Genomic DNA, 22,271 nt, shown 5'->3' with positions numbered 1-22,271 from the left:
CAAATAGGCGAGCAGAGGAGGTATATATGAAACAGGTTCGTCAAATTGTATGGGCACTTGCCTTAGTGCTAACGATTCTATTCACAGCTGGTTTGACTAAAACAATTCATGCTGCAGAAGTCTCATCGTATACACAGACAGCACGTCTAACGAAAGATGGTAACACGCTAACAAATGGAAGCAAGGTGTTGACAAATGAAAAATTGTCAGCAAGTATTTATTTAGCCTTTCCAGATTCGCAAACTATTCAAGCTGGTGATACCTTAACTCTTAGTTTGCCAAAAGAATTAGCCCTCTACACAGCATTGGAATTCAATGTTCTTGAGGAAGGCCAATCAAATGGTCAAACTGTGGGGAAAGCTGTCGTTGATACAGCTAAGAAAACAGTGACCGTTACCTTTAATGATTATTTCGCATCTCATCCACTCAACAAACGAGTTGCTCTTCATTTTGATGTAAAAGTAGACTCAGAAGTAGTTACAAAAACATCTCCAATCCAGTTTAAACTAGGAAATACAGATTTTTCCTTGAATTATGAAAAAACAGCTGGGGAAGCTGGGGACTATGAAATGAAATACGGCTATCAAGATAAGTCTGATCCAACCATAATCAAATGGCGGATTCTCTTAAATGCCCGTCAAGATATGCTGCGAGGAATGGTCATTAAAGACCAATTCGGAGATGGTTTAACATTGGTTGAAGGGAGCTTACGTGCGGTTCGCTATGCTCCTGTAGAAGGTGGGATCAAGAACGAAGCGCAGATCTTGAGTCTCCCAGTTCTAGATAACTTTACTAAAAAAGCTGTTTTCGATAAGAATGCAGATGGAAAAATCACTGGTTTTACAATTGAATTTGGTGATAATTACAATTGGCCAATGTATATTGAATATTCTACAAAAGTAGCTCCTGGAACTAAAGTCGGTGATATTGTCCATAATACATTAACATGGAAGGCAACCAATTTCCCAGTACCGCGTAGTTTAACCCGTGAGGTGCGATTGGAAACAGGATCTGGCGAAGGATTGGGTGAGAAAGAACAAACGCCACCGACACCTAGCTCAACCTCCTCATCAAGTTCTAGTTCTTCATCAAGCTCATCATCTTCAACGAGTTCTAGTTCTTCATCAAGTTCATCATCTTCAACGAGTTCCAGTTCTACATCGAACTCAACATCCACATCAAGTTCTTCATTGAAATCATCTTCATCTTCTGTTAAAGAAGAAGCTCCAAAACCTGGTAAGAAAAAAGTTCTTCCAAGTACAGGTGAAAAGATGACACCGGTGGTTCTTGTCATGGGTGTCTTCCTAGCAGTTCTATCGGTTGGAGTTTTACGTGTAAGAAAAGATTCTTAAAATGATCAATGAAAGATCAGACATCTGTCTGGTCTTTTTGTGTAGGCTCGATTTGAAAAATCCCCTATTTCGTGGTAAAATAGGGCTAATGAATTTATAGTAATCGAGGTATTAGAAGTGGCTTTTGGAGATAACGGAAAACGTAAAAAAACACCATTTGAAATGATCACGATGGTGGTCATTGTGATTATGTTGATTGTAACGGTTGGTGCAATCTTTGCAACCGCAATTGGTGCTCTTTCTTACTAAGACGCACGCAGAAATAAAGGAAATCATCTATTTATGAGTATGTTTTTAGATACAGCCAAGATTAAGGTCAAGGCTGGAAATGGCGGCGATGGCATGGTGGCCTTTCGCCGTGAAAAATATGTCCCTAATGGCGGACCTTGGGGTGGTGATGGAGGTCGTGGTGGCAATGTCATCTTCGTTGTAGACGAAGGCTTGCGTACCTTGATGGACTTCCGTTATAACCGGCATTTCAAAGCCCAAAATGGGGAAAAAGGAATGACCAAAGGGATGCACGGACGGGGAGCAGAAGATCTCTATGTACGAGTCCCTCAAGGGACGACCGTCCGAGATGCTGAGACTGGCAAGGTCATTACAGACCTAGTTGAAAATGGACAAGAGTACATTGTCGCACACGGTGGCCGTGGCGGACGTGGAAATATTCGTTTTGCTACTCCTAAGAATCCAGCCCCAGAGATTTCTGAGAATGGGGAACCGGGTCAGGAACGCGAACTCGAATTAGAACTCAAGGTATTGGCAGACGTTGGTTTGGTTGGCTTCCCTTCTGTTGGGAAATCAACCCTTCTTAGTGTCATCACTTCAGCTAAGCCGAAGATTGGGGCCTATCATTTCACAACCATCGTTCCAAATTTGGGCATGGTTCGGACGCCATCAGGTGAATCCTTTGCAGTCGCAGACCTTCCTGGATTGATTGAAGGAGCTAGCCAAGGTGTTGGACTCGGAACCCAGTTCCTTCGTCACATCGAGCGCACCCGGGTTATCTTGCATGTTATTGATATGTCAGCCAGTGAAGGACGCAATCCTTATGAAGATTATGTTCAAATCAACAAAGAGCTTGAAACTTATAACCTTCGCTTGATGGAACGTCCTCAGATTATCGTGGCAAATAAAATGGACATGCCAGAGAGCCAAGAAAACTTGAAAGAATTCAAGAAGAAATTGGCAGCCAATTATGATGAGTTTGATGAACTGCCACAGATTTTCCCGATCTCTAGTTTGGCGCATCAAGGTTTGGACAATTTGTTAGAAGCAACGGCAGAATTGTTAGACAAAACACCAGAATTCCTCTTGTATTCAGAAGACGAAATGGCCCAAGAAGAAGTCTACTATGGCTTTGATGAAGACCAGCCAGCCTTTGACATCAGTCGGGATGACGATGCCGCTTGGGTCTTGTCTGGTGAAAAACTTGAAAAACTCTTTAATATGACGAATTTCGATCGTGATGAAGCGGTCATGAAATTTGCTCGTCAATTGCGTGGCATGGGTGTTGATGAAGCCCTCCGTGCGCGTGGAGCAAAAGATGGCGATATCGTCCGGATCGGTAAATTTGAATTTGAGTTTGTAGATTAGGTTAGATCCCCAGCGGATCAAGGATTCCAAATAAGAAGTGAGGCTTTTCAGTGGGAGATAAACCAATATCTTTTCGAGATGAAAATGGAAATTTTGTTTCAGCAGCCGATGTTTGGAATGCTGAAAAACTAGAAGAACTCTTTAATACGCTAAATCCTAAGCGCAAATTGCGCTTACAAAGGGAAAAATTAGCAAAAGAAAACCAGCAGAAGTAAATAGACTTGGAGAATACTATGGCAAAAACAATTCATACAGATAAAGCACCCGCAGCAATTGGACCTTATGTTCAAGGGAAAATCGTAGGGAATCTTCTCTTTGCAAGTGGACAAGTTCCCTTGTCACCTGAAACAGGCGAAATCATTGGCGAAACCATCCAAGAACAAACAGAACAAGTCTTAAAGAACATTGGGGCTATTTTGGAAGAGGCTGGGACAGACTTTGATCACGTGGTGAAAACTACTTGTTTCTTAAGTGATATGAATGACTTTGTACCTTTTAATGAGGTCTATAAAACAGTCTTTACTACAGAGTTTCCAGCTCGGTCTGCTGTTGAAGTAGCACGCCTGCCACGTGATGTGAAGGTTGAAATTGAAGTTATTGCGGAAATCAAAGCCTAATAACCATTCAAAGACAAAAAGACAGAGTGGAGAGCAGGAAACTGTAGGCCACTCTGTTTTATTTTGGGAGGAGAAAATGACAGAAAGTAAGATTCAACTGGTCATGGTAACGGGGATGAGCGGTGCGGGCAAGACCGTTGCCATCCAATCGTTTGAGGATTTGGGTTACTTTACCATCGATAATATGCCACCGGCGCTCTTGCTGAAATTTATTGAGCTCATGCGCCACAGTCCCGATAACAATAAATTAGCCGTTGTTGTGGATATGCGGAGCCGTTCTTTTTTCAATGAAATTCGCACCATTTTGGATGAATTGGACAACCAAGAAGACCTCGATTTCAAGGTCTTGTTCTTGGATGCCACTGACAGTGAGTTGGTAGCACGATACAAGGAAACCCGTCGTAGTCACCCACTAGCGGCAGATGGCCGTGTCTTGGATGGGATTACCCTAGAGCGCGAACTCTTGTCCCCTTTAAAAAATATCAGTCAAAATGTGGTGGATACGACTGAGTTGACACCTCGTAATTTAAGAAAAACGATCGCAGAACAATTTGCCAGTCAAGATAATCAGCCAGATTTTCGGGTTGAGGTCATGTCATTTGGTTTTAAATATGGCCTTCCGATCGATGCCGATCTCGTGTTTGACGTGCGTTTCCTTCCAAACCCCTACTACAAATTGGAACTTCGGAATTTAACCGGTCAGGATCCAGCAGTCTATGATTATGTCATGGATCACCCTGAATCAGAGGACTTTTACCGTCATCTCCATGACTTGATCGTACCTATTTTACCGTCCTATAAACGTGAGGGTAAATCCGTTCTCACCATTGCTATGGGATGTACCGGTGGGCAACACCGTTCAGTAGCCTTTGCAGAGCGCTTAGCGCATGATTTAGAAAAAAATTGGCAGGTCAATTGCAGTCATAGAGACAAGGACAGACGGAAAGAAACGGTGAATCGCTCATGAGAAAACCTAAAGTAACCGTTATTGGAGGAGGAACAGGGATTTCTGTTATTCTCGATAGTCTAAGAAAGAAACCGGTTGAGATCACTGCCATTGTAACTGTTGCAGATGATGGCGGTAGCTCAGGTGAATTGCGGAAGAACATTCAAAAATTGACACCACCTGGGGATCTTCGAAATGTCTTGGTTGCCATGTCAGATATGCCTCGTTTTTATGAGAAGGTCTTTCAATACCGCTTTGCAGACGATGATGGTCCTTTGGCTGGGCACCCTTTGGGAAACTTGATCATTGCAGGAATTTCAGAGATGCAAGGCTCGACCTATAATGCCATGCAGTTGTTGACCAAGTTCTTTCATACAACCGGCAAGATCTATCCTTCCAGTGATAGTCCCTTGACCCTTCATGCTGTCTTTCAAGATGGAAAAGAAATAGTAGGAGAAAGCCACATTGCCAACTATACCGGCATGATTGATCATGTTTATGTGACCAATACCTATGATCAAGAGCGTCCAAAGGCTAGTAAGAAAGTGGTGGAAGCGATTCTTGAAAGTGATATGGTCGTCTTGGGTCCTGGTTCGCTCTTTACCTCGATCCTTCCTAATTTGATGATCGATGAGATTGGGAAAGCCATACTTGAAACCAAAGCCCAAGTAGCCTATGTTTGCAATATCATGACCCAAAGAGGAGAAACCGAACATTTCACAGATAGTGACCACGTGGCCGTGCTCCACAAACATTTGGGAGAAAAGTTCATCGACACCGTCCTTGTCAATATCAATCAGGTTCCCGCAGCTTATATGAACAGCAATAAATTTGATGAATACTTAGTGCAGGTAGAGCATGATTTTAAGGGCTTGCGATCGCAAGTGCCTCAAGTGATTTCTTCCGATTTCTTAAAGCTGGTCAACGGGGGAGCTTTTCATGATGGTGAAAAAGTGGTCGAAGAGCTGATGCAGATCGTGCAGGTGAGAAAATGAGTTTTACGGTTCGTGTCAAAGAAGAATTATTGTCTCTCAAGCGATTTGAAAAGAGTGAATTAGCTGCTATTATCAAGATGTCTGGGAGCCTCGGCATATCAATGGGTGGCTTGACGCTCTCGGTAACGACAGAAAATGCCAAGATTGCTCGCCATATCTATGAATTATTGCATCATTTTTATGAGGCCAAATCAGATATTCGCCACCATCAAAAAACCAATTTGAAAAAGAATCGTGTTTACACAGTATTCTTGGATGAAAAGGTAGAAGAAATTTTAGCTGACTTGCATTTGGCAGATGCCTTCTTTGGGATTGAGACAGGCATTGATGCTAGTGTTTTAGAGGATGAAGTAGCCAGTCGTGCTTACCTTCGAGGAGCTTTTTTGTCGAGTGGTTCGATAAAAGATCCTGAAAAAGGGAAGTACCAGCTGGAAATTCATTCTGTTTATACAGACCACGCGGAAGGAATTGCCCTTCTCATGCAAGGATTTTTACTAGATGCGAAAACCATCGAGCGGAAAAAAGGAGTGGTAACCTATCTGCAACGAGCGGAAGATATTATTGATTTTCTAATTGTGGTAGAGGCCATGCAAGCCATGCAGGAATTTGAGTCCATCAAGGTTATGAGAGAGACGCGTAATGACCTCAATCGGGCCAATAATGCCGAGATGGCCAATATCCAGCGCACAGTTACTGCTAGCATGAAAACCATTAATAATATTAGTAAAATTGTGGATACGGTCGGCCTAGGGAGTTTACCAAGTGACCTGCAAGAAGTTGCCTATATCCGGATGAACCATCCAGATTATTCTATCCAGCAGATCGCCGATAGTTTGCAACAACCTATTTCAAAAAGCGGTGTTAACCACCGCTTACGTAAGATCAATAAGATCGCAGACGATTTAGACAAATAAAAAAGGCCAAAGGTCTTTCATAATGAGGATAAAGTCTTTTTAAAAACTTTCCTTAGGTGAGTACGGACGTCAGCGAACTTCATAGAAGTTCCATGACTTAGTTTTGAGCCTAATGTCTCAAAACTCCCGAGTGCCTGAAACGTATTGTTTCAGGCACTTTTCTCACAGCGGAAAGTTTTTGTATTTTCTTGATTCAAACTAAAAATAGGAACTCATTTTTACTTCTTTGCAGAATCGATTAACTTAAAATAGTTTGACTTCAATTTAAAAAAGGCCAAAGGCCTTTTTTATTATAAACTTGTTGAGTGGGTTGGTTGGACTTTCTTATCTGGATAGATGTAGTTGATGGCATTGTTTACAGCTGTTGGGGCTTCCCCTAAGCCTGTAGCGATGAGATCGATCTTTCCTTCATAGAAGCAGCAGTCTCCACAAGCATAAATTCCAGGAAGGCTGGTTTCTTGTTTTTGGTTGACCTTGATTTTATGGCGTTGCAATTCTACACCCCATTCTTTCAAGTTTCCGATTGAAGATTTAAAGCCATAGTTGACAAATAAGTGATCAATCGGAATGAGTTCGGTTTCATCGGTTTTAACTTTTGTGATTTCAAGATGAGTGGCATGACCATTTTCGCCAATCAAGCGGCTAGGAACAAATGGTGTTTTGATGCTAACAGAAGATTGTTTGAGTTCTTCTACACTATGTTCTAAAGCACGGAAGTTATCCCGACGATGAATGATCGTAGTTGGAGCAATCTTGTCAAAAGCAAGAGCCCAGTCTACAGCAGAGTCTCCACCACCAAGGACGGTCACCTGCTGTCCTTCATATTGTTGGATGTTCGAAACATGATAGTGGACGTTATCAAAGTTTTCAGCTCCCTCAATGTCAAGGGCACGTGGCTTAAAGGCACCACCGCCCATGGCTATAATGACTGCTTTAGACTGATGCACTTGGCGAGAAGTAGTGATGGTGAAGAGGTCGCCTTCTTTTCGAATATCCTCTACAGTTTCATTGAGAAAGATCGGTGTATCAAACCGTTTGACTTGCTCGATCAAGCGGTTGCTCAATTCTTCACCAGTCAAATTGGTAAAGCCAGGTACATCGAGGATACTCTTTTCTGGATAGAGAATAGCTGGTTGCCCTCCCAGTTGAGGTAAGGAATCAATCAGTTTGACTTTTACTTGGCGCATATTGCCATAAAAAGCAGCAAACAGACCAACTGGTCCGCCCCCAACAATCGTAATATCATAAATTTCTGACATAGTATCTCCTTCAGGGTTTTCTTTGTTTCCATTGTATCATAAAATGGGAAGAATGAAAAAGTTGGAAAAAGAAATGACATGAAGGCTAGGAGGGCTAGAAAAGTTTCAAAAGATCTTGACAGCGTCCTTAAAGTGTGATAAAATTATTAAGATTTTAGACTTGAAGGGAGTGAAAAATATGTCAAAAACAGTAGTACGTAAGAATGAATCTCTTGACGATGCTCTTCGTCGTTTCAAACGTGCGGTTACTAAAGCTGGTACTCTTCAAGAAACACGCAAACGTGAATTCTATGAAAAACCTTCTGTAAAACGTAAACGTAAATCAGAAGCAGCTCGTAAACGTAAAAAATTCTAATTGAATACAAGAACAGACTTCGGTCTGTTTTTTGTTTCTCTAGAAAAATTGAAGACAAAAAAGCCGACCTTCTAGCTAGAAGATCGGATCTTTTTATCTGATTATTTGTTTGCAAGCAAGTCGCGGATTTCAGTAAGCAACTCTTCTTGAGTAGGAGCAGGAGCTTCTTCTTCGACAGCTTCTTCTTTTTTACCAAGGTTTTGAGCTTTCTCTGCAGCTTTCACTACAAAGAAAAGAACAGTACCAACAACAAGGAAATTAATAACAGCGCTCAAGAAGCTACCGTAAGCAACACCGTTCCATGACAATTGTGCAATATTTTCAACATGAGCAGCTTTCAAAGCTGGGTTCAAAATAAGTGGAGTGATGATATCGTTAACAAATGATGTTACGATAGCTCCGAATGCAGCTCCGATAACGACTGCAACAGCAAGGTCAACAACGTTCCCACGAAGGAGAAAAGCTTTCAAATCTTTTAACATATCCTAAATATGTCCTTTCATAATAATTTTTTACTATGATAGTATAACGGAAAAATATTCGACTGACAAGGAATATGCCTCATTTTTTTAAAATTAGTGATAAAGGTTGAAAATCTTTTCTTTTATGTGTGAAATCGGTAGGAAAAAATTTACTTTTACTAACTTTTAGTATAAAATATAAAGTGATAATCTATGGTAAAATGGAGGCACTGTTTATGGTTGATAAAGAGCTAATTGCAGAAATTAAAAACAGTGTAAACATTGTTGAAGTTATTGGTGAAGTTGTTTCTTTGACCAAGGCTGGCCGTAATTTTTTAGGGCTCTGTCCTTTTCATGGTGAAAAGACTCCTTCTTTTAATGTCGTTGAAGACAAGCAGTTTTACCATTGTTTTGGATGTGGTCGCTCGGGAGATGTCTTTAAGTTTATTGAGGAATACCGTGGAGTCGTTTTTATGGATGCGGTCCAGATCGTAGCAGAAAAAGCGGGTATTGCGCTTCAGTACCAAGCAAGGCCGGCTCAACCAACGTCTATCAATCCCAACCAAGAACTTTATGAGATTCATCAGGAAGCCAGTAAGTTCTACCAGGCGATTCTGATGACGACAAAGATGGGAGAAGAAGCGCGAAATTATCTGCATGAACGTGGATTGACGGATGAGGTCATCCGACATTTTCAATTGGGCTTAGCCCCAGCAGAAGGGAATTATCTCTATCGAAATCTCTCTGAGAAGTTCTCTGAGAAAGTGATTACCGATTCGGGGTTATTCACAATCTCAGATGCTGGAACAGTTTTTGATGCCTTTCAGGATCGGATTATGTTTCCTTTGACGGATGATAGTGGACGTGTCATTGCTTTTTCTGGTAGACTGTGGAAACTAACGGATGATGGCAGTCATCAAGCCAAGTATAAGAATAGTCGAAGTACCCGTCTATTTAATAAGAGTTATGAACTTTATCATTTGGATCAAGCTAAGACGAGCGCCAAAAAGCAACATGAAATGTATATCATGGAAGGCTTTATGGATGTCATTGCGGCTTATCGAGCTGGGATTGAAAATGCAGTCGCTTCTATGGGGACAGCCTTGACACCAGAGCACGTCCAGCACCTGTCTCATTTTACCAAAAAGGTCATTCTGACCTATGATGGGGATAAGGCGGGACTTGAAGCAACCGCTAAGGCCTTGGATGTCTTGCAGGATCTGGAGTTGGAGATTGTCCGTATCCCTGATCAGATGGATCCCGATGAGTACCTCAAAAAGACCTCCCCAGAAGATCTAGCTTCCCTCTTGAAGAATTCGCGGATCAGTAAGGTTGAATTCTTGATGCACTACTGGAAACCCCAGTATATTGAGAACTTGCAGGCACAGATTGAGTTTGTCGAGAAGCTGGCACCGATGATCGCCCAGACACGCTCCATCACAGCGCAAAACACCTATATTTATAAGTTGGCAGATTTATTGCCAGACTTTGATTATTTGCAGATTGAGCAGATTGTCAATAATAGTCGCTTGCATCAACGGCAGGAGGATCAAAGTGGTGGACGATCAAGAACGTCGAATTTTTCAGTGGAGCTCTTGCCGAATCGTGGGATGACGCGCTTGATCAAGGCGGAAAATCATTTGTTAAGTAGGATGAAGGATTTTCCAATGGTCCTCAATGATTACCGTTTGCGACCTGATTTTGCCTTTGATACGCCGGAGTTACAGATCTTGTATCAATTGCTCTGTCAAAATGGAGAAGTCACCTCTCAGGATCTATCCGAGCAGCCTGAAGGGGTCCAGCACGCCTGGTACCGCATGTTAGAAGAAGATTTACCAGAAGAGATAGCAGATGGTGAGTTAGAAGAAGTAGAAGCGACACGGAATCGTGAGCTTCTTCGCAAAGAAAGTCAACAAATTGGAAATAAAGTGAAGGAAGCTTCCTCTATAGGGGATGCGGAAAAAGCTTTATTGGAACTCGAGCGTTTGATCGCTCAAAAAAGAAGAATGGAGTAGGAATGGCTAAAGAACAAAAAGATATTACAACATTGGATGTTCAAATTGCAGAATTTATCCGTAGTCACAAGAAAAGTGGAACGGCTACAGATGATGAAATTAATGACCAGTTGGTGATTCCTTTCACACTGGATGCAGATGGCATTGATGATCTCTTGCAACGCATTCAGGATGCTGGAATCTCGATTACAGATAAAGACGGCAACCCAAGTGCGCGCGTGTTGACCAATGAAGAAGAGCCGGAGTTGTCAGATGAGGAATTGCTTGGAAGTAACTCAGCCAAGGTCAATGACCCAGTGCGGATGTACTTGAAAGAAATTGGGGTCGTTCCACTTTTGACCAATGAAGAGGAACAAGAATTGGCCATTCTGGTAGAACAAGGGGACCTGGAAGCCAAGCAACGTCTAGCAGAAGCCAACCTTCGTTTGGTTGTTTCCATTGCGAAACGTTACGTTGGTCGTGGAATGCAATTTTTGGATTTGATCCAAGAAGGAAATATGGGCTTGATGAAGGCCGTTGATAAGTTTGACTATACCAAAGGGTTCAAGTTCTCTACTTATGCTACTTGGTGGATCCGTCAGGCCATCACTCGTGCCATTGCAGACCAAGCGCGTACCATTCGGATCCCTGTTCACATGGTGGAAACCATTAACAAGTTGGTTCGTGAACAACGCAATCTCTTGCAAGAATTGGGACAAGACCCAACACCAGAACAAATCGCTGAACGTATGGATATGACACCAGACAAGGTGCGTGAAATCTTGAAGATTGCTCAAGAGCCTGTTTCTCTTGAAACTCCAATCGGGGAAGAAGACGATAGCCACTTGGGCGATTTCATCGAAGATGAAGTGATTGAAAATCCAGTAGACTACACCACTCGTGTGGTACTACGCGAACAATTGGATGAAGTCCTCGATACTTTAACAGATCGGGAAGAAAATGTTTTGCGTCTTCGTTTTGGTCTCGATGATGGAAAAATGCGGACCTTGGAAGATGTGGGGAAAGTCTTCAACGTGACCCGTGAACGGATCCGTCAGATCGAAGCCAAAGCCCTCCGCAAACTCCGCCACCCAAGCAGAAGCAAACCATTGCGCGACTTTATAGAGGATTAAAAATGTCCAGTGGACATTTTTAACGGCCACCTAAAAACCAAAGAGTGGCCAGGTTAGGGGGACCTTTTTAACGGTCGCCTAGAAATGAAGAAGCGACCCAGATCCTGCGGACCTTTTTAACCCGAGCCAAGAAATTCTATCGAGAGTAAATAGCAGAAAAAGGAAGTCATATGGCATATACAACTGAGCAAATTGAAGAAATTAAAAATAAAATTTTAAATGCTTTGGAAGAGGTAATCGATCCTGAGCTTGGGATTGATATTGTCAATTTAGGTCTTGTCTACGAGATCCATTTTGACGGTGAAACTGGAGCAACCGTCATTGATATGACCCTAACGACCATGGGGTGTCCATTAGCGGACCTTCTGACAGATCAGATTCATGATGTTTTAGCAGAAGTAGAAGAAGTGACATCTGTGGATGTGAAGTTGGTCTGGTATCCAGCTTGGACGGTTGAAAAGATGAGCCGCTATGCGCGGATATCACTTGGAATTAGTTAACCATTCTATGCATCAAAACAAATCAGAGGTTGGGGCTTCCCTAACCTCTGATTTGTTTATCCCTGTTTTTTTGAACAAGCATTTACAAATTCTTAGCAAATTTTCAGATAAAGTTGCAATCATCAAGGGGACAAGGTATAATAGCATAAATAGAAAATAAAGGAGATTTACATGAATCAGTATCCTTTGGTCTACTTGGACCATGTGACAAAGAATTATGGGCATGAAGTTGCTCTCATGGATGTTAGTTTGAACATCCAACCTGGCCGTATTATTGGCCTTTTGGGGCCCAATGGTAGCGGGAAAACAACCATCATTAAATTGATTAATGGTTTGTTGCAACCAAGCCTTGGAAATATCTATATTCATGGGCAATTACCATCCCCAGCTTCTAAAAAAGTTGTTTCCTATTTGCCAGATACGACTTATCTGAATGAAAATATGAAAATTAGTGATGCTATTAGCTATTTCCAAGATTTTTATGCAGATTTTAATGTCCAACGAGCTTACCAATTGCTCAACGATTTACATTTGCATCCAAATCAAAAATTGAACAGCCTTTCAAAAGGGAACAAGGAAAAAGTACAATTGATTTTGGTGATGAGTCGTGAAGCTGACTTGTATGTCCTTGATGAACCAATCGGTGGGGTTGACCCAGCAGCGCGTGATTATATTTTGCGGACCATTATTCAAAACCGACGTCCAAACTCTTCTGTCTTGATTTCTACTCACTTGATTGCGGATATTGAGCAAGTTTTGGATGAAGCGATTTTCATCAACCAAGGAAGAATCCTCTTGCATGAAAATACGACTGTTTTGCGCAATCAACACGGAAAATCAATCGATGAGATCTTCCGTGATCAATTCCGTGTTTATTAGGAGGACCCCATGTTTGGTAAATTATTAAAATATGAATTTAAATCGACAGCTAAGTGGTATTTATTGATCACCCTGATCGCACTAGGTTTGTCAGTGATTACAGGTGTTATTGGTGGAAGTGCTACAAACGGTTTTGTGGATATGGAAACCAATAGTATGCAAATCATAACTGGGACTCTTGGGATTCTCATTTTTGGAGGAGTCATTGGTCTTTATCTTAGTAACTACTATATTATTATTCGTCGTTTCTATTCCAACTTATACGGACGTGAAGGTTACTTGACCTGGACCCTTCCAGCTAGCCCTCATGCGATTATTTTGTCTAAATTTGTGGGAGCTTTAGTAGCGAGTCTTTACTGCCTATTCCTTCTATTTTTTAGTGGTTTTATCACAATACTTGTGATGGGAGCTGTTACTGGAGAAGACCTCTCTGCTGTATTTAGTATTATCACTGAAGTTTTTTATCATTCAATTTTTTATTGGATGATTATCTGGTGGATTTTTACCACAGCTTCAGGAATCTTACTATTTTATGTATCAATCGCACTTGGCCAACTGTTCCAAAATCGTCGTGGATTGAAAGCTATTCTATTTTTCTTTCTCTTGTGTATTGTGTTAAGTATCATCGGTACAGCAGTCAATCCATTAAAAGATTCATATGCTGTCGGGTATGCATTGGTTTATGGAAAGTTTGATGAATTTGGAGCAAACTTCATTCCAGGTCTTATCTATGAAGTCATTAAGATTGTTTCTATGTACTTCACCATCCACTATATCAGCAAGTATAAGTTGAATCTTCAATAAGAACAGTTAATTGAACAAGGAGCTCCCCAGTGGAAGCCTTCTTGTTCAATTTTTTTCTTTTGCATTTTTAGATACATTTTGATATACTAATTGTATTCGTTTTGGGGTCGTTACGGATTCGACAGGCATTATGAGGCATATTTTGCAACTCATCTAGCGGATGTAAAACGCCAGTTAAATATAACTGCAAAAAATAATAATTCTTACGCTTTAGCTGCCTAAACACCAGCAGGCGTAACCCGATTCGAATCGCTCGTGTTTGATGACAGGTCTTAATTTTAGCGAGATACGATCTAGCTTGGTCTAAGAGTTAGATAAGAGATTGATAGACTCGCAACTACAGGGCTTGAGTTATGTGTCGTGTAGCTGTTAAAATAAGACATAACCTATGGTTGTAGACAAATATGCTGGCAGGTGTTTGGACGTGGGTTCGACTCCCACCGGCTCCATATTTATTATTCATGGAAGATTACTCAAGAGGCTTAAGAGGCCGTGTTGGAAACGCGGTAGGCGTGTAAAAGCGTGCGTGGGTTCGAATCCCATGTCTTCCGTTGTTGAGACATCATTGTGTAGCAGTGGTGTTTTTTTGTACAAAAAAGAGTCCCAAAAATAGACCAGTGAGGGAGGAGAAAAAGTGATTGCACAGCTAGATACCAAATCAGTCTATACTTTTATGGAAAGCCTTGTGACCATAAAAGACTATGTTCAAGTGGCTAAAAGCATGGGGTATGGCGCATTGGGAATCATGGATATAGATAATTTGTATGGTGCCTATGAATTTATCGAAGCCTGTCAGGCCCAAAAACTCAACCCCTTGGTCGGTTTAGAAATTGGACTAGAAGTAGACAATGAAACAATTCCGCTTCGGATGATGGCCTTATCCACGAAGGGCTACCAAAATTTGATGAAGATGTCGACCGTCAAAATGATGGGGAAGAGCAATTGGGAAGATGTGAAGCACCTTACAGAAGGAGTAGCAGTCATTGTCCCAGCTCCTTTTGCTAGTGGAGACTTGCCGCTTGGTCTAGATTACTTCATCGGAGTTTTTGCGGATACGCCGGTCCAAGAGTTTAGCCACCCTGTGCTCCCTCTTCATACTGTGCGTTTCTTTGAGGCGGAAGATGTGGAAGCCATGCAGATGCTGGCAGCCATCAAGGACAATCAAAGCTTGACAGAAACAGGGCCAATTGATCCGACAACAGTTCTAAAAACTCCTCAGGATTTAAAGAATGATTTTGCAGAGCGATTTCCGCAAGCCATCACAAATCTGGAAAAACTAGTCCAAGGGATTCAATACGATATTGATACTCAGTTGAAATTGCCTCGCTTCAATCCTCAGAAACCAGCAGTTGAGGAACTGAGAGAATTAGCACAAGCGGGTCTTCTTCGAAAGAACTTGACCAGTCCGGTCTATCAAGAACGTCTGGAGTATGAATTAGACATTATTCACCAAATGGGCTTTGATGATTATTTCTTGATTGTCTGGGACCTTCTTCGTTTCGGACGGAGTCAAGGCTATTATATGGGAATGGGACGTGGGTCTGCTGTAGGCTCACTGGTAGCCTATGCATTAGGAATTACAGGGATTGATCCTGTGGAGAAGAACCTCCTCTTTGAGCGCTTTTTAAATGTGGAGCGCTACACCATGCCGGATATTGATATTGATATTCCTGATATCTATCGTCCAGAATTTATCCGCTATGTGCGAGACCGTTACGGGAGTTACCATGCAGCTCAGATCGTGACCTTTTCAACCTTTGGGGCCAAACAAGCCATTCGAGATGTCTTTAAACGTTTTGGGGTACCAGAGTACGAATTGACCTCCATTACCAAGCGGATTGGCTTTAGGGATACACTGACGACAGCTTATGAACAGAATCTAGCTTTTCGACAAGTGATTCATAGCCGAGCAGAATTTGAACGTGGCTTTGAAATTGCCAAAAGAATAGAAGGCCAACCTAGACAAACCTCGATCCACGCGGCTGGGGTTGTGATGAGTGACCAGGATTTGACGGATCACATTCCTCTCAAGTATGGAGAAGACATGTTTGTCACCCAGTATGATGCCCATGCGGTTGAAGCCAATGGTCTGTTAAAGATGGACTTTTTGGGTCTGCGAAATTTAACCTTTGTTCAGAAAATGAAGGAAGCCGTCTATGAAAAGTACCAAGAAGAGATCGTGATTGAAGCCATTGATTTAGAAGATCCAGAAACCTTGGCCTTGTTTACTGCTGGGGATACCAAGGGGATTTTCCAATTTGAACAGGCTGGAGCCATTCGCCTCTTGAGACGAGTGAGACCCAATCATTTCGAAGAAGTGGTAGCGACCACCTCTCTCAATCGTCCAGGCGCTAGTGATTACATTGACAATTTCGTCAAAAGAAAGCATGGCCAGGAAAAAGTTGAGATTTTAGATCCAGCTATTGAAGCAATCTTACGGCCCACATATGGGATCATGCTATACCAAGAGCAGGTCATGCAGGTTGCCCAGCGTTTTGCAGGTTTTAGCCTAGGGAAAGCCGATATCTTACGTCGGGCTATGGGCAAAAAAAATGTGGCTGAAATGCACAAGATGGAAGACGATTTTGTCGCAGGTGCTCTTAAACTTGGGCATACGGAAGAAAAAGCCAAAGAGGTCTTTGCGATCATGGAAAAATTCGCAGGCTATGGGTTTAACCGTTCTCATGCCTATGCCTATTCTGCCTTGGCCTTTCAGATGGCCTATTTCAAGGTCCATTATCCAGATGTTTTCTTTGATGTCATGCTCAATTATTCGAGTAGCGATTATCTGACAGATGCTCTCCAGTTTGATTTTAAAGTCGCGCCATTATCCATCAACACCATCCCTTACAGAGATAAGTTCCAGGATCGGAAAATCTACTTGGGAATGAAAAATATCAAAGGACTCCCAAGAGATTTAGCATATTGGATCATTGACAATCGTCCCTTTGAAAGTGTCGAAGATTTTATTTTACGACTACCCAATCAGTATCATAAATTGCCTTTGTTAACACCTTTAGTGGAGCTTGGATTGTTTGATATTTTTGAAAAAAATAGGCGCAAGGTGCTTCACAATTTGCCGAATTTGTTTGTATTTGCTGATGAGCTAGGTAGTTTATTTGCAGATTCTAACTATTCCTGGACAGAAGCGGAGGACTTTAGCCAGGCTGAAAAATATGAGAAGGAAGAGGCCATTATTGGTGTCGGGCTCAGTACCCACCCATTGATTGCGATTGGGCAAACGAGTCCCTACGAGATCCAACCAATTTCTCAACTCATACAAGGAGAGCAGGCGCGAATTCTCATAGAGGTGCAAGCCATCCGGACCATTCGAACCAAGTCGGGCGATCTCATGGCTTTCTTACAAGTCAGTGATACCAAGAAAAAATTGGATGTGACCCTTTTCCCTGAAACCTATAATCGATTTTCCTCCTTGATAAAAGAAGGTGGCTTCTATTACTTGACGGGTAAAATACAAGAGCGTGATGGGCGCTTGCAGATGATTCTAGCAGAGGCGCAACTAGCGACCAATGAAAAATTCTGGATTCAGTTGCTCGATCATCGTCAGGACAAAACGATTCTATCTATTTTGAAAAAATATCCAGGCCCATATCCTGTGGTATTACGCTATGAAGACGAGAAAAAAACTCTTCAATTGAAGGGCTATACAGTCCAGAAAAACCAAGAATTAGAAGACGAATTAAAGAATCTTGTTATGAAAACGATTTATCGGTAAAAACTGCGAAAAATACGAGAATTTTAGTCTTCTTTGTGTTATAATTACGTAGAATGTAAAAGAAAAAAAGGAGCAAAAAACGAAATGAAACGTATTGCTGTTTTAACTAGTGGTGGAGATGCCCCTGGTATGAATGCTGCTATTCGTGCAGTTGTTCGTCAAGCAATTTCTGAAGGAATGGAAGTTTTTGGTATCTACGATGGATACGCAGGTATGGTTGCTGGAAAAATTCAGCCACTAGATACCTCATCTGTTGGTGATATTATTTCCCGTGGTGGAACTTTCCTTCATTCAGCTCGTTACCCTGAATTCGCTCAACGCGAAGGTCAATTAAAAGGGATTGAGCAATTGAAGAAACATGGAATTGAAGGTGTTGTGGTTATTGGTGGAGATGGTTCTTACCATGGTGCGATGCGCTTGACAGAACTTGGATTCCCAGCAGTTGGTCTTCCTGGTACGATCGACAACGATATCGTCGGAACTGATTTTACAATTGGTTTTGATACGGCAGTCACAACTGCAATGGATGCGATCGACAAGATCCGTGATACATCATCTAGTCACCGTCGTACTTTTGTTATTGAGGTTATGGGTCGTAATGCTGGAGATATCGCTCTTTGGGCAGGGATCGCTTCAGGTGCAGATGAAATCATCATTCCAGAAGAAGGTTTCAAAATCGAAGAAGTTGTTGAAAGTATCAAAGAAGGCTATGCAAAGGGTCGTACGCACAACATCATCGTTTTGGCTGAAGGCGTGATGTCTGCCGATGAATTTGGCCAAGCTTTGAAAGATGCAGGAGATACAAGTGACCTTCGTGTAACAGAACTAGGCCACATCCAACGTGGTGGATCACCAACTGCTCGTGACCGTGTCCTTGCTTCACGCATGGGAGCGCACGCTGTTAAATTGCTCAAACAAGGAATCGGTGGGGTTGCCGTTGGTATCCGTAATGAAAAAATGGTGGAAAACCCAATCCTTGGTAAAGCAGAAGAAGGAGCCCTCTTTAGCTTGACAGAAGATGGTAAGATTGTGGTAAACAATCCACATAAAGCTGATCTTGGTCTTGCCGAGTTGAACCGTAGCTTGTCTTCAATTTAATTTTATTTCATAAATTTCATAAATTCGTTAACCTTGTCTTAAAAAGACAGATATATTTAAAAAGGAGTCATATATATCATGAACAAACGTGTAAAAATCGTTGCAACTTTGGGTCCTGCGGTAGAAATCCGTGGTGGTAAAAAATTTGGTGAAGACGGATACTGGGGTGAAAAACTTGACGTTGAAGCTTCAGCACAAAACATTGCTAAATTGATCGAAGCTGGCGCTAACACTTTCCGTTTCAACTTCTCACACGGTGACCACCAAGAACAAGGTGAACGTATGGCGACTGTTAAACGTGCAGAAGAAATCGCTGGTAAAAAAGTTGGTTTCCTTCTTGATACTAAAGGTCCAGAAATCCGTACTGAATTGTTCGAAGGCGAAGCTAAAGAGTACTCATACAAAACTGGTGAACGTATCCGCGTTGCTACAAAACAAGGCATCAAATCAACTCGTGATGTTATCGCATTGAACGTTGCTGGTGGACTTGACATCTTCGATGACGTTGAAGTTGGACACCAAGTATTGGTTGATGATGGTAAATTGGGTCTTCGCGTTGTAGAAAAAGATGCTGCAAAACGTGAATTTGTTGTTGAAGTTGAAAACGACGGTATCATTGCTAAACAAAAAGGTGTGAACATCCCTAACACTAAGATTCCTTTCCCAGCACTTGCTGAACGCGATAACGACGATATCCGCTTCGGTTTGGAACAAGGTATCAACTTCATCGCGATCTCATTCGTACGTACTGCAAAAGACGTAAATGAAGTTCGTGCAATCTGCGAAGAAACTGGTAACGGTCACGTTCAATTGTTTGCGAAGATCGAAAACCAACAAGGTATCGATAATTTAGATGAAATCATTGAAGCTGCAGACGGTATTATGATTGCTCGTGGTGACATGGGTATCGAAGTACCATTTGAAATGGTTCCAGTTTACCAAAAAATGATTATCACTAAAGTGAATGCTGCTGGTAAAGTTGTTATCACTGCAACAAACATGCTTGAAACAATGACTGAAAAACCACGTGCAACTCGTTCTGAAGTATCTGACGTCTTCAACGCTGTTATCGATGGTACTGATGCTACAATGCTTTCAGGTGAATCTGCAAATGGTAAATACCCACTTGAGTCAGTTACAACAATGGCTACAATTGACAAGAACGCTCAAACTCTTCTTAAAGAATACGGACGTTTGAACTCAGATTCATTTGAACGTAACTCTAAGACAGAAGTTATGGCTTCAGCTGTTAAAGATGCTACAAACTCAATGGACATCAAATTGGTTGTAACTCTTACTAAGACTGGTCACACAGCACGTTTGATTTCTAAATACCGTCCAAATGCTGATATCTTGGCATTGACATTTGACGAATTGACAGAACGTGGATTGATGTTGAACTGGGGTGTTATCCCAATGTTGACAGAAGCTCCATCATCAACTGATGACATGTTTGAAATTGCTGAACGCAAAGCAGTTGAAGCTGGTCTTGTACAATCTGGTGATGATATCGTTATCGTTGCAGGTGTACCACTTGGTGAAGCAGTTCGTACAAACACAATGCGTATCCGTACAGTACGTTAATAGACAATTATATCTGAAAGCCTTGCTGGTTGATCTGAAAGGATTGACCGCGAGGTTTTTCTTTTTATTGTTTAGTGTGTTGACAAGAATTCTCACTAATGCTTACTTTCTCTTTTTTAAAGATCAAAAACATGGTATAATAAATAAAAAGGAAGGGAGACATACATGCCAAGGAGAGATTTAATTAGAAATGTCATCATTGTTGGTGTACTGGTTTTGGCACTGATTTTGCTTCGAATCTTTGTATTTCATCCATTTAGTATCAATGATAAGATGGCCAATGCTTCTGTGAAAACTGGAGATCTTGTGGTAGCGACTAGAAATGCTCAGGTAGATCGCAGTGATTTGGTCTTATACAAGGTCGGTGGAAAAGAATACCTTGGACGTGTTATTGCCAAAGAAAACGACGAAGTCAGCTACGTAGATGATGTCCTCTATTTGAATGGACAGGCAACACCAGAACCTTACCTAAATAAAATGCTGAATAAACACTTGGCGGCTCCAACGAGTAATGGGTATTATACGGATGATTTCTTCTTATCAGAGTTAAAAGGGACCAAGGCTGGTCGTGTACCATCCGATACTTATCTAGTCTTAAATGATAACCGTGGAGATACAGAAGATAGCCGTGAGTTTGGTTATATCCATAAAAATCAGATCGAAGGAGTCGTGAATCTGCGTCTCTATCCCCTCAATAAATTTGGATTTATAAAAGTAGAAGAATAGCCGAAAGGCTATTTTTTCTTACAAAAAAGCTACTGCGGAAAGGAATTGCAGTAGCTTTTTGTTCTGGTTAAATTGAGGGAGAGGGATCTATTTTTCTTGTTTACTAGTGATTTGGTGAAAGACCTTTTGCCAGTGTTCATGGCGACGCCAGAGACTGGTATGAACCTGGTTGTGTAATTCATAGCGAATCAATTTGGTCTTTTGACTGATGGATTCGATTTCGAAATTCTTAAAGGGAATTTGATGCTCTTCTTGCAAACGAACGAGATCCTCTTTGTGGCTTTCTTGACCGAATTCATTAATGAGGGTGAAGTTGTCTGCAAGAAGGGTTGAATATTCCTGCTGAGCCTGCAAGCGTTCTTCATAAGTTTTTAATTTGAGAAGGACATTGTCCAGGATCTCATCTTCTGGGATAGAACTTGGCTCCACATGCACATCGATGTCAAAGACGCCAAATTTTTCCTTAAGAAGGCGCTCGACCTCTTCGGTAATGGCATGACTCTCATAAACAGAGAGGTCTGGATTCATTTCGATGACGACATCTAGGTAAATGTTGCTTCCGTAAGTCCGTCCCCTTTGGGATTTGACCCGGCTGACTTTGGGCAATTCTAGAATGGCAGCCTTGTATTTATCAAGAAGACTTTCATCAAAACCATCGGAGAGGCTGAAGGAGGATTCAATGAAAATGTCGTAGGCAGTTTTTAGGATAAAGAAGGTAATAACGATGGCCACTAATTGGTCTACAATCGGATAGTTAAGAGCACTAGCTCCAATCGCAACAGAGGTTCCTAAAGAAGTGACCACGTCAGACAGGTTGTCTTTGGCAGCTGCCTTGAGGGCCTTGGATTGAGCTTTCTTAGCTAAAGTCCGGTTATAAAGATAGACCGCAAACATGACAAGGGCTGATCCAACTCCGACAATGGCCCCTAAAGGATCAATGACAGTGGTTTCCCTACTGAGGATTTTCTGAACGGTATCTCGTAGGACATCGAAGCCCACATAAAACATGATGATGGAAGTTACCAGGCTAGCTAGATCTTCAATCTTCCAATGACCAAATCGGTGGTCGCGGTCAGCTGGCTGGCGGGCCATGCGAATGCCGATGAGAAGGGCGACGTTACTGATAATATCGGATAAGTTATTAAAACCATCCGCGACCAAACTGGAGGAGTGAAGGAGATGTCCTGTTGCTAATTTAGCTGCGGAAAGAATCAGGTAGGCGACAATACTGATCAGGGCTCCACGTTCGGCTAGTTTTAAATTACTTTGTGATTGATTCACTGATAACTCCTCCAGACTTCTGTAGATTTCCTCCTAAGCGA

21 protein-coding genes, 1 tRNA gene and 1 other RNA gene are annotated in these 22,271 nt (G+C 41.8%); 20 read left to right on the top strand and 3 right to left on the bottom strand.

Annotated features, from left to right (window positions below; genetic code table 11):
* Positions 1-26: 26 nt before the first annotated feature.
* The 8 genes from RDV49_RS08715 (at position 27) to whiA (ending at position 6,420) form a co-directional block, all read left to right on the top strand.
* The gene (locus RDV49_RS08715) at positions 27-1,352 is read left to right on the top strand and encodes an LPXTG cell wall anchor domain-containing protein (RefSeq protein WP_003006507.1); all 1,326 of its coding nucleotides are present in this window, start codon (positions 27-29) and stop codon (positions 1,350-1,352) included.
* 117 nt (positions 1,353-1,469) lie between these two features.
* Positions 1,470-1,601 carry a DUF4044 domain-containing protein gene (locus tag RDV49_RS08710; protein WP_003011566.1) on the top strand — a complete coding sequence of 44 codons (132 nt, stop codon included), beginning with the start codon at positions 1,470-1,472 and terminating at the stop codon, positions 1,599-1,601.
* A 33-nt stretch (positions 1,602-1,634) separates the two neighbouring features.
* A complete protein-coding gene (obgE, locus tag RDV49_RS08705; protein ID WP_003006510.1) occupies positions 1,635-2,948 on the top strand; it encodes a GTPase ObgE in 1,314 nt (437 codons plus the stop codon).
* Between the two features lie 50 nt (positions 2,949-2,998).
* A complete protein-coding gene (locus tag RDV49_RS08700) occupies positions 2,999-3,163 on the top strand; it encodes a hypothetical protein (protein ID WP_003006512.1) in 165 nt (54 codons plus the stop codon).
* A gap of 18 nt (positions 3,164-3,181) precedes the next feature.
* Entirely contained in the window at positions 3,182-3,565 is a 384-nt protein-coding gene (locus tag RDV49_RS08695) for a RidA family protein (RefSeq protein WP_003006514.1), read from the top strand.
* Between the two features lie 76 nt (positions 3,566-3,641).
* Complete coding sequence (gene rapZ / locus RDV49_RS08690) at positions 3,642-4,532, top strand: RNase adapter RapZ (RefSeq protein ID WP_009732574.1); 891 nt, start codon at positions 3,642-3,644, stop codon at positions 4,530-4,532.
* Positions 4,529-5,506 carry a YvcK family protein gene (locus RDV49_RS08685; RefSeq protein ID WP_003006523.1) on the top strand — a complete coding sequence of 326 codons (978 nt, stop codon included), beginning with the start codon at positions 4,529-4,531 and terminating at the stop codon, positions 5,504-5,506. Before rapZ ends, RDV49_RS08685 begins: the two co-directional genes overlap by 4 nt.
* Positions 5,503-6,420 carry a DNA-binding protein WhiA gene (gene whiA / locus RDV49_RS08680; protein ID WP_003006525.1) on the top strand — a complete coding sequence of 306 codons (918 nt, stop codon included), beginning with the start codon at positions 5,503-5,505 and terminating at the stop codon, positions 6,418-6,420. The genes RDV49_RS08685 and whiA overlap by 4 nt, the downstream gene beginning before the upstream one ends.
* A gap of 290 nt (positions 6,421-6,710) precedes the next feature.
* Here the strand turns inward: whiA and RDV49_RS08675 are convergent, their stop codons facing one another.
* Positions 6,711-7,679, bottom strand: coding sequence for an NAD(P)/FAD-dependent oxidoreductase (locus RDV49_RS08675; protein ID WP_003006528.1), 969 nt, complete (start codon positions 7,677-7,679; stop codon positions 6,711-6,713).
* Between the two features lie 178 nt (positions 7,680-7,857).
* On the opposite strand from RDV49_RS08675, the gene rpsU reads away from it, so the two are divergent.
* Positions 7,858-8,034 (top strand): 30S ribosomal protein S21, encoded by a 177-nt coding sequence (rpsU, locus tag RDV49_RS08670; RefSeq protein WP_000048054.1) that lies wholly within the window; start codon positions 7,858-7,860, stop codon positions 8,032-8,034.
* A gap of 101 nt (positions 8,035-8,135) precedes the next feature.
* Here rpsU and mscL read toward each other — a convergent pair whose 3' ends face one another.
* Positions 8,136-8,516 carry a large conductance mechanosensitive channel protein MscL gene (gene mscL / locus RDV49_RS08665; protein WP_003006532.1) on the bottom strand — a complete coding sequence of 127 codons (381 nt, stop codon included), beginning with the start codon at positions 8,514-8,516 and terminating at the stop codon, positions 8,136-8,138.
* Between the two features lie 215 nt (positions 8,517-8,731).
* Here mscL and dnaG point away from each other — a divergent pair, with 215 nt between their 5' ends.
* From dnaG to lepB, 11 genes are all read left to right on the top strand, one after another.
* Positions 8,732-10,510, top strand: a complete 1,779-nt coding sequence (dnaG, locus tag RDV49_RS08660; RefSeq protein ID WP_037607812.1) for a DNA primase — start codon at positions 8,732-8,734, stop codon at positions 10,508-10,510.
* A 2-nt stretch (positions 10,511-10,512) separates the two neighbouring features.
* Positions 10,513-11,622, top strand: coding sequence for an RNA polymerase sigma factor RpoD (gene rpoD / locus RDV49_RS08655; RefSeq protein WP_003006536.1), 1,110 nt, complete (start codon positions 10,513-10,515; stop codon positions 11,620-11,622).
* Between the two features lie 170 nt (positions 11,623-11,792).
* On the top strand, positions 11,793-12,122 hold the full coding sequence (locus RDV49_RS08650) for a metal-sulfur cluster assembly factor (RefSeq protein ID WP_003006539.1): 330 nt from the start codon (positions 11,793-11,795) through the stop codon (positions 12,120-12,122).
* A 171-nt stretch (positions 12,123-12,293) separates the two neighbouring features.
* Positions 12,294-13,001 (top strand): ABC transporter ATP-binding protein, encoded by a 708-nt coding sequence (locus RDV49_RS08645; protein ID WP_003006546.1) that lies wholly within the window; start codon positions 12,294-12,296, stop codon positions 12,999-13,001.
* Between the two features lie 9 nt (positions 13,002-13,010).
* Complete coding sequence (locus RDV49_RS08640; protein WP_003006548.1) at positions 13,011-13,805, top strand: membrane protein; 795 nt, start codon at positions 13,011-13,013, stop codon at positions 13,803-13,805.
* Positions 13,806-13,908: 103 nt separating this feature from the next.
* Positions 13,909-14,257, top strand: a transfer-messenger RNA (tmRNA) gene (gene ssrA / locus RDV49_RS08635).
* Between the two features lie 11 nt (positions 14,258-14,268).
* A tRNA-Ser gene (locus RDV49_RS08630) sits at positions 14,269-14,356 on the top strand.
* A gap of 83 nt (positions 14,357-14,439) precedes the next feature.
* A complete protein-coding gene (locus RDV49_RS08625) occupies positions 14,440-17,541 on the top strand; it encodes a DNA polymerase III subunit alpha (protein WP_003006551.1) in 3,102 nt (1,033 codons plus the stop codon).
* An 84-nt stretch (positions 17,542-17,625) separates the two neighbouring features.
* Positions 17,626-18,639 (top strand): 6-phosphofructokinase, encoded by a 1,014-nt coding sequence (gene pfkA, locus RDV49_RS08620; RefSeq protein WP_003006554.1) that lies wholly within the window; start codon positions 17,626-17,628, stop codon positions 18,637-18,639.
* 78 nt (positions 18,640-18,717) lie between these two features.
* Complete coding sequence (gene pyk, locus RDV49_RS08615; RefSeq protein ID WP_003006557.1) at positions 18,718-20,223, top strand: pyruvate kinase; 1,506 nt, start codon at positions 18,718-18,720, stop codon at positions 20,221-20,223.
* A gap of 165 nt (positions 20,224-20,388) precedes the next feature.
* Positions 20,389-20,949, top strand: a complete 561-nt coding sequence (lepB, locus tag RDV49_RS08610) for a signal peptidase I (protein WP_003006560.1) — start codon at positions 20,389-20,391, stop codon at positions 20,947-20,949.
* Between the two features lie 87 nt (positions 20,950-21,036).
* Here the strand turns inward: lepB and RDV49_RS08605 are convergent, their stop codons facing one another.
* Positions 21,037-22,230: a cation diffusion facilitator family transporter gene (locus tag RDV49_RS08605; RefSeq protein ID WP_003006562.1), complete on the bottom strand. Its 1,194-nt coding sequence runs from the start codon at positions 22,228-22,230 to the stop codon at positions 21,037-21,039.
* Positions 22,231-22,271: the final 41 nt, after the last annotated feature.

The sequence above is a fragment of the Streptococcus parasanguinis genome, from assembly GCF_031582885.1.
GTDB lineage: Bacteria > Bacillota > Bacilli > Lactobacillales > Streptococcaceae > Streptococcus > Streptococcus parasanguinis_M.
The sequence above is the reverse complement of the archived record's forward strand: the minus strand, read 5'-3'. Positions and strand labels throughout refer to the sequence as shown.

What these genes read in the sequence shown, in the direction of transcription:
- obgE (WP_003006510.1), top strand. Translation starts at nt 1,635, where the DNA reads ATGAGTATGTTTTTAGATACAGCCAAGATTAAGGTCAAGGCTGGAAAT.
- lepB (WP_003006560.1), top strand. Translation starts at nt 20,389, where the DNA reads ATGCCAAGGAGAGATTTAATTAGAAATGTCATCATTGTTGGTGTACTG.
- RDV49_RS08675 (WP_003006528.1), bottom strand. Translation starts at nt 7,679, where the DNA reads ATGTCAGAAATTTATGATATTACGATTGTTGGGGGCGGACCAGTTGGT.
- RDV49_RS08715 (WP_003006507.1), top strand. Translation starts at nt 27, where the DNA reads ATGAAACAGGTTCGTCAAATTGTATGGGCACTTGCCTTAGTGCTAACG.
- RDV49_RS08645 (WP_003006546.1), top strand. Translation starts at nt 12,294, where the DNA reads ATGAATCAGTATCCTTTGGTCTACTTGGACCATGTGACAAAGAATTAT.
- pfkA (WP_003006554.1), top strand. Translation starts at nt 17,626, where the DNA reads ATGAAACGTATTGCTGTTTTAACTAGTGGTGGAGATGCCCCTGGTATG.
- pyk (WP_003006557.1), top strand. Translation starts at nt 18,718, where the DNA reads ATGAACAAACGTGTAAAAATCGTTGCAACTTTGGGTCCTGCGGTAGAA.
- dnaG (WP_037607812.1), top strand. Translation starts at nt 8,732, where the DNA reads ATGGTTGATAAAGAGCTAATTGCAGAAATTAAAAACAGTGTAAACATT.
- RDV49_RS08650 (WP_003006539.1), top strand. Translation starts at nt 11,793, where the DNA reads ATGGCATATACAACTGAGCAAATTGAAGAAATTAAAAATAAAATTTTA.
- rpoD (WP_003006536.1), top strand. Translation starts at nt 10,513, where the DNA reads ATGGCTAAAGAACAAAAAGATATTACAACATTGGATGTTCAAATTGCA.
- rapZ (WP_009732574.1), top strand. Translation starts at nt 3,642, where the DNA reads ATGACAGAAAGTAAGATTCAACTGGTCATGGTAACGGGGATGAGCGGT.
- rpsU (WP_000048054.1), top strand. Translation starts at nt 7,858, where the DNA reads ATGTCAAAAACAGTAGTACGTAAGAATGAATCTCTTGACGATGCTCTT.
- RDV49_RS08685 (WP_003006523.1), top strand. Translation starts at nt 4,529, where the DNA reads ATGAGAAAACCTAAAGTAACCGTTATTGGAGGAGGAACAGGGATTTCT.
- whiA (WP_003006525.1), top strand. Translation starts at nt 5,503, where the DNA reads ATGAGTTTTACGGTTCGTGTCAAAGAAGAATTATTGTCTCTCAAGCGA.
- RDV49_RS08640 (WP_003006548.1), top strand. Translation starts at nt 13,011, where the DNA reads ATGTTTGGTAAATTATTAAAATATGAATTTAAATCGACAGCTAAGTGG.
- RDV49_RS08695 (WP_003006514.1), top strand. Translation starts at nt 3,182, where the DNA reads ATGGCAAAAACAATTCATACAGATAAAGCACCCGCAGCAATTGGACCT.
- mscL (WP_003006532.1), bottom strand. Translation starts at nt 8,516, where the DNA reads ATGTTAAAAGATTTGAAAGCTTTTCTCCTTCGTGGGAACGTTGTTGAC.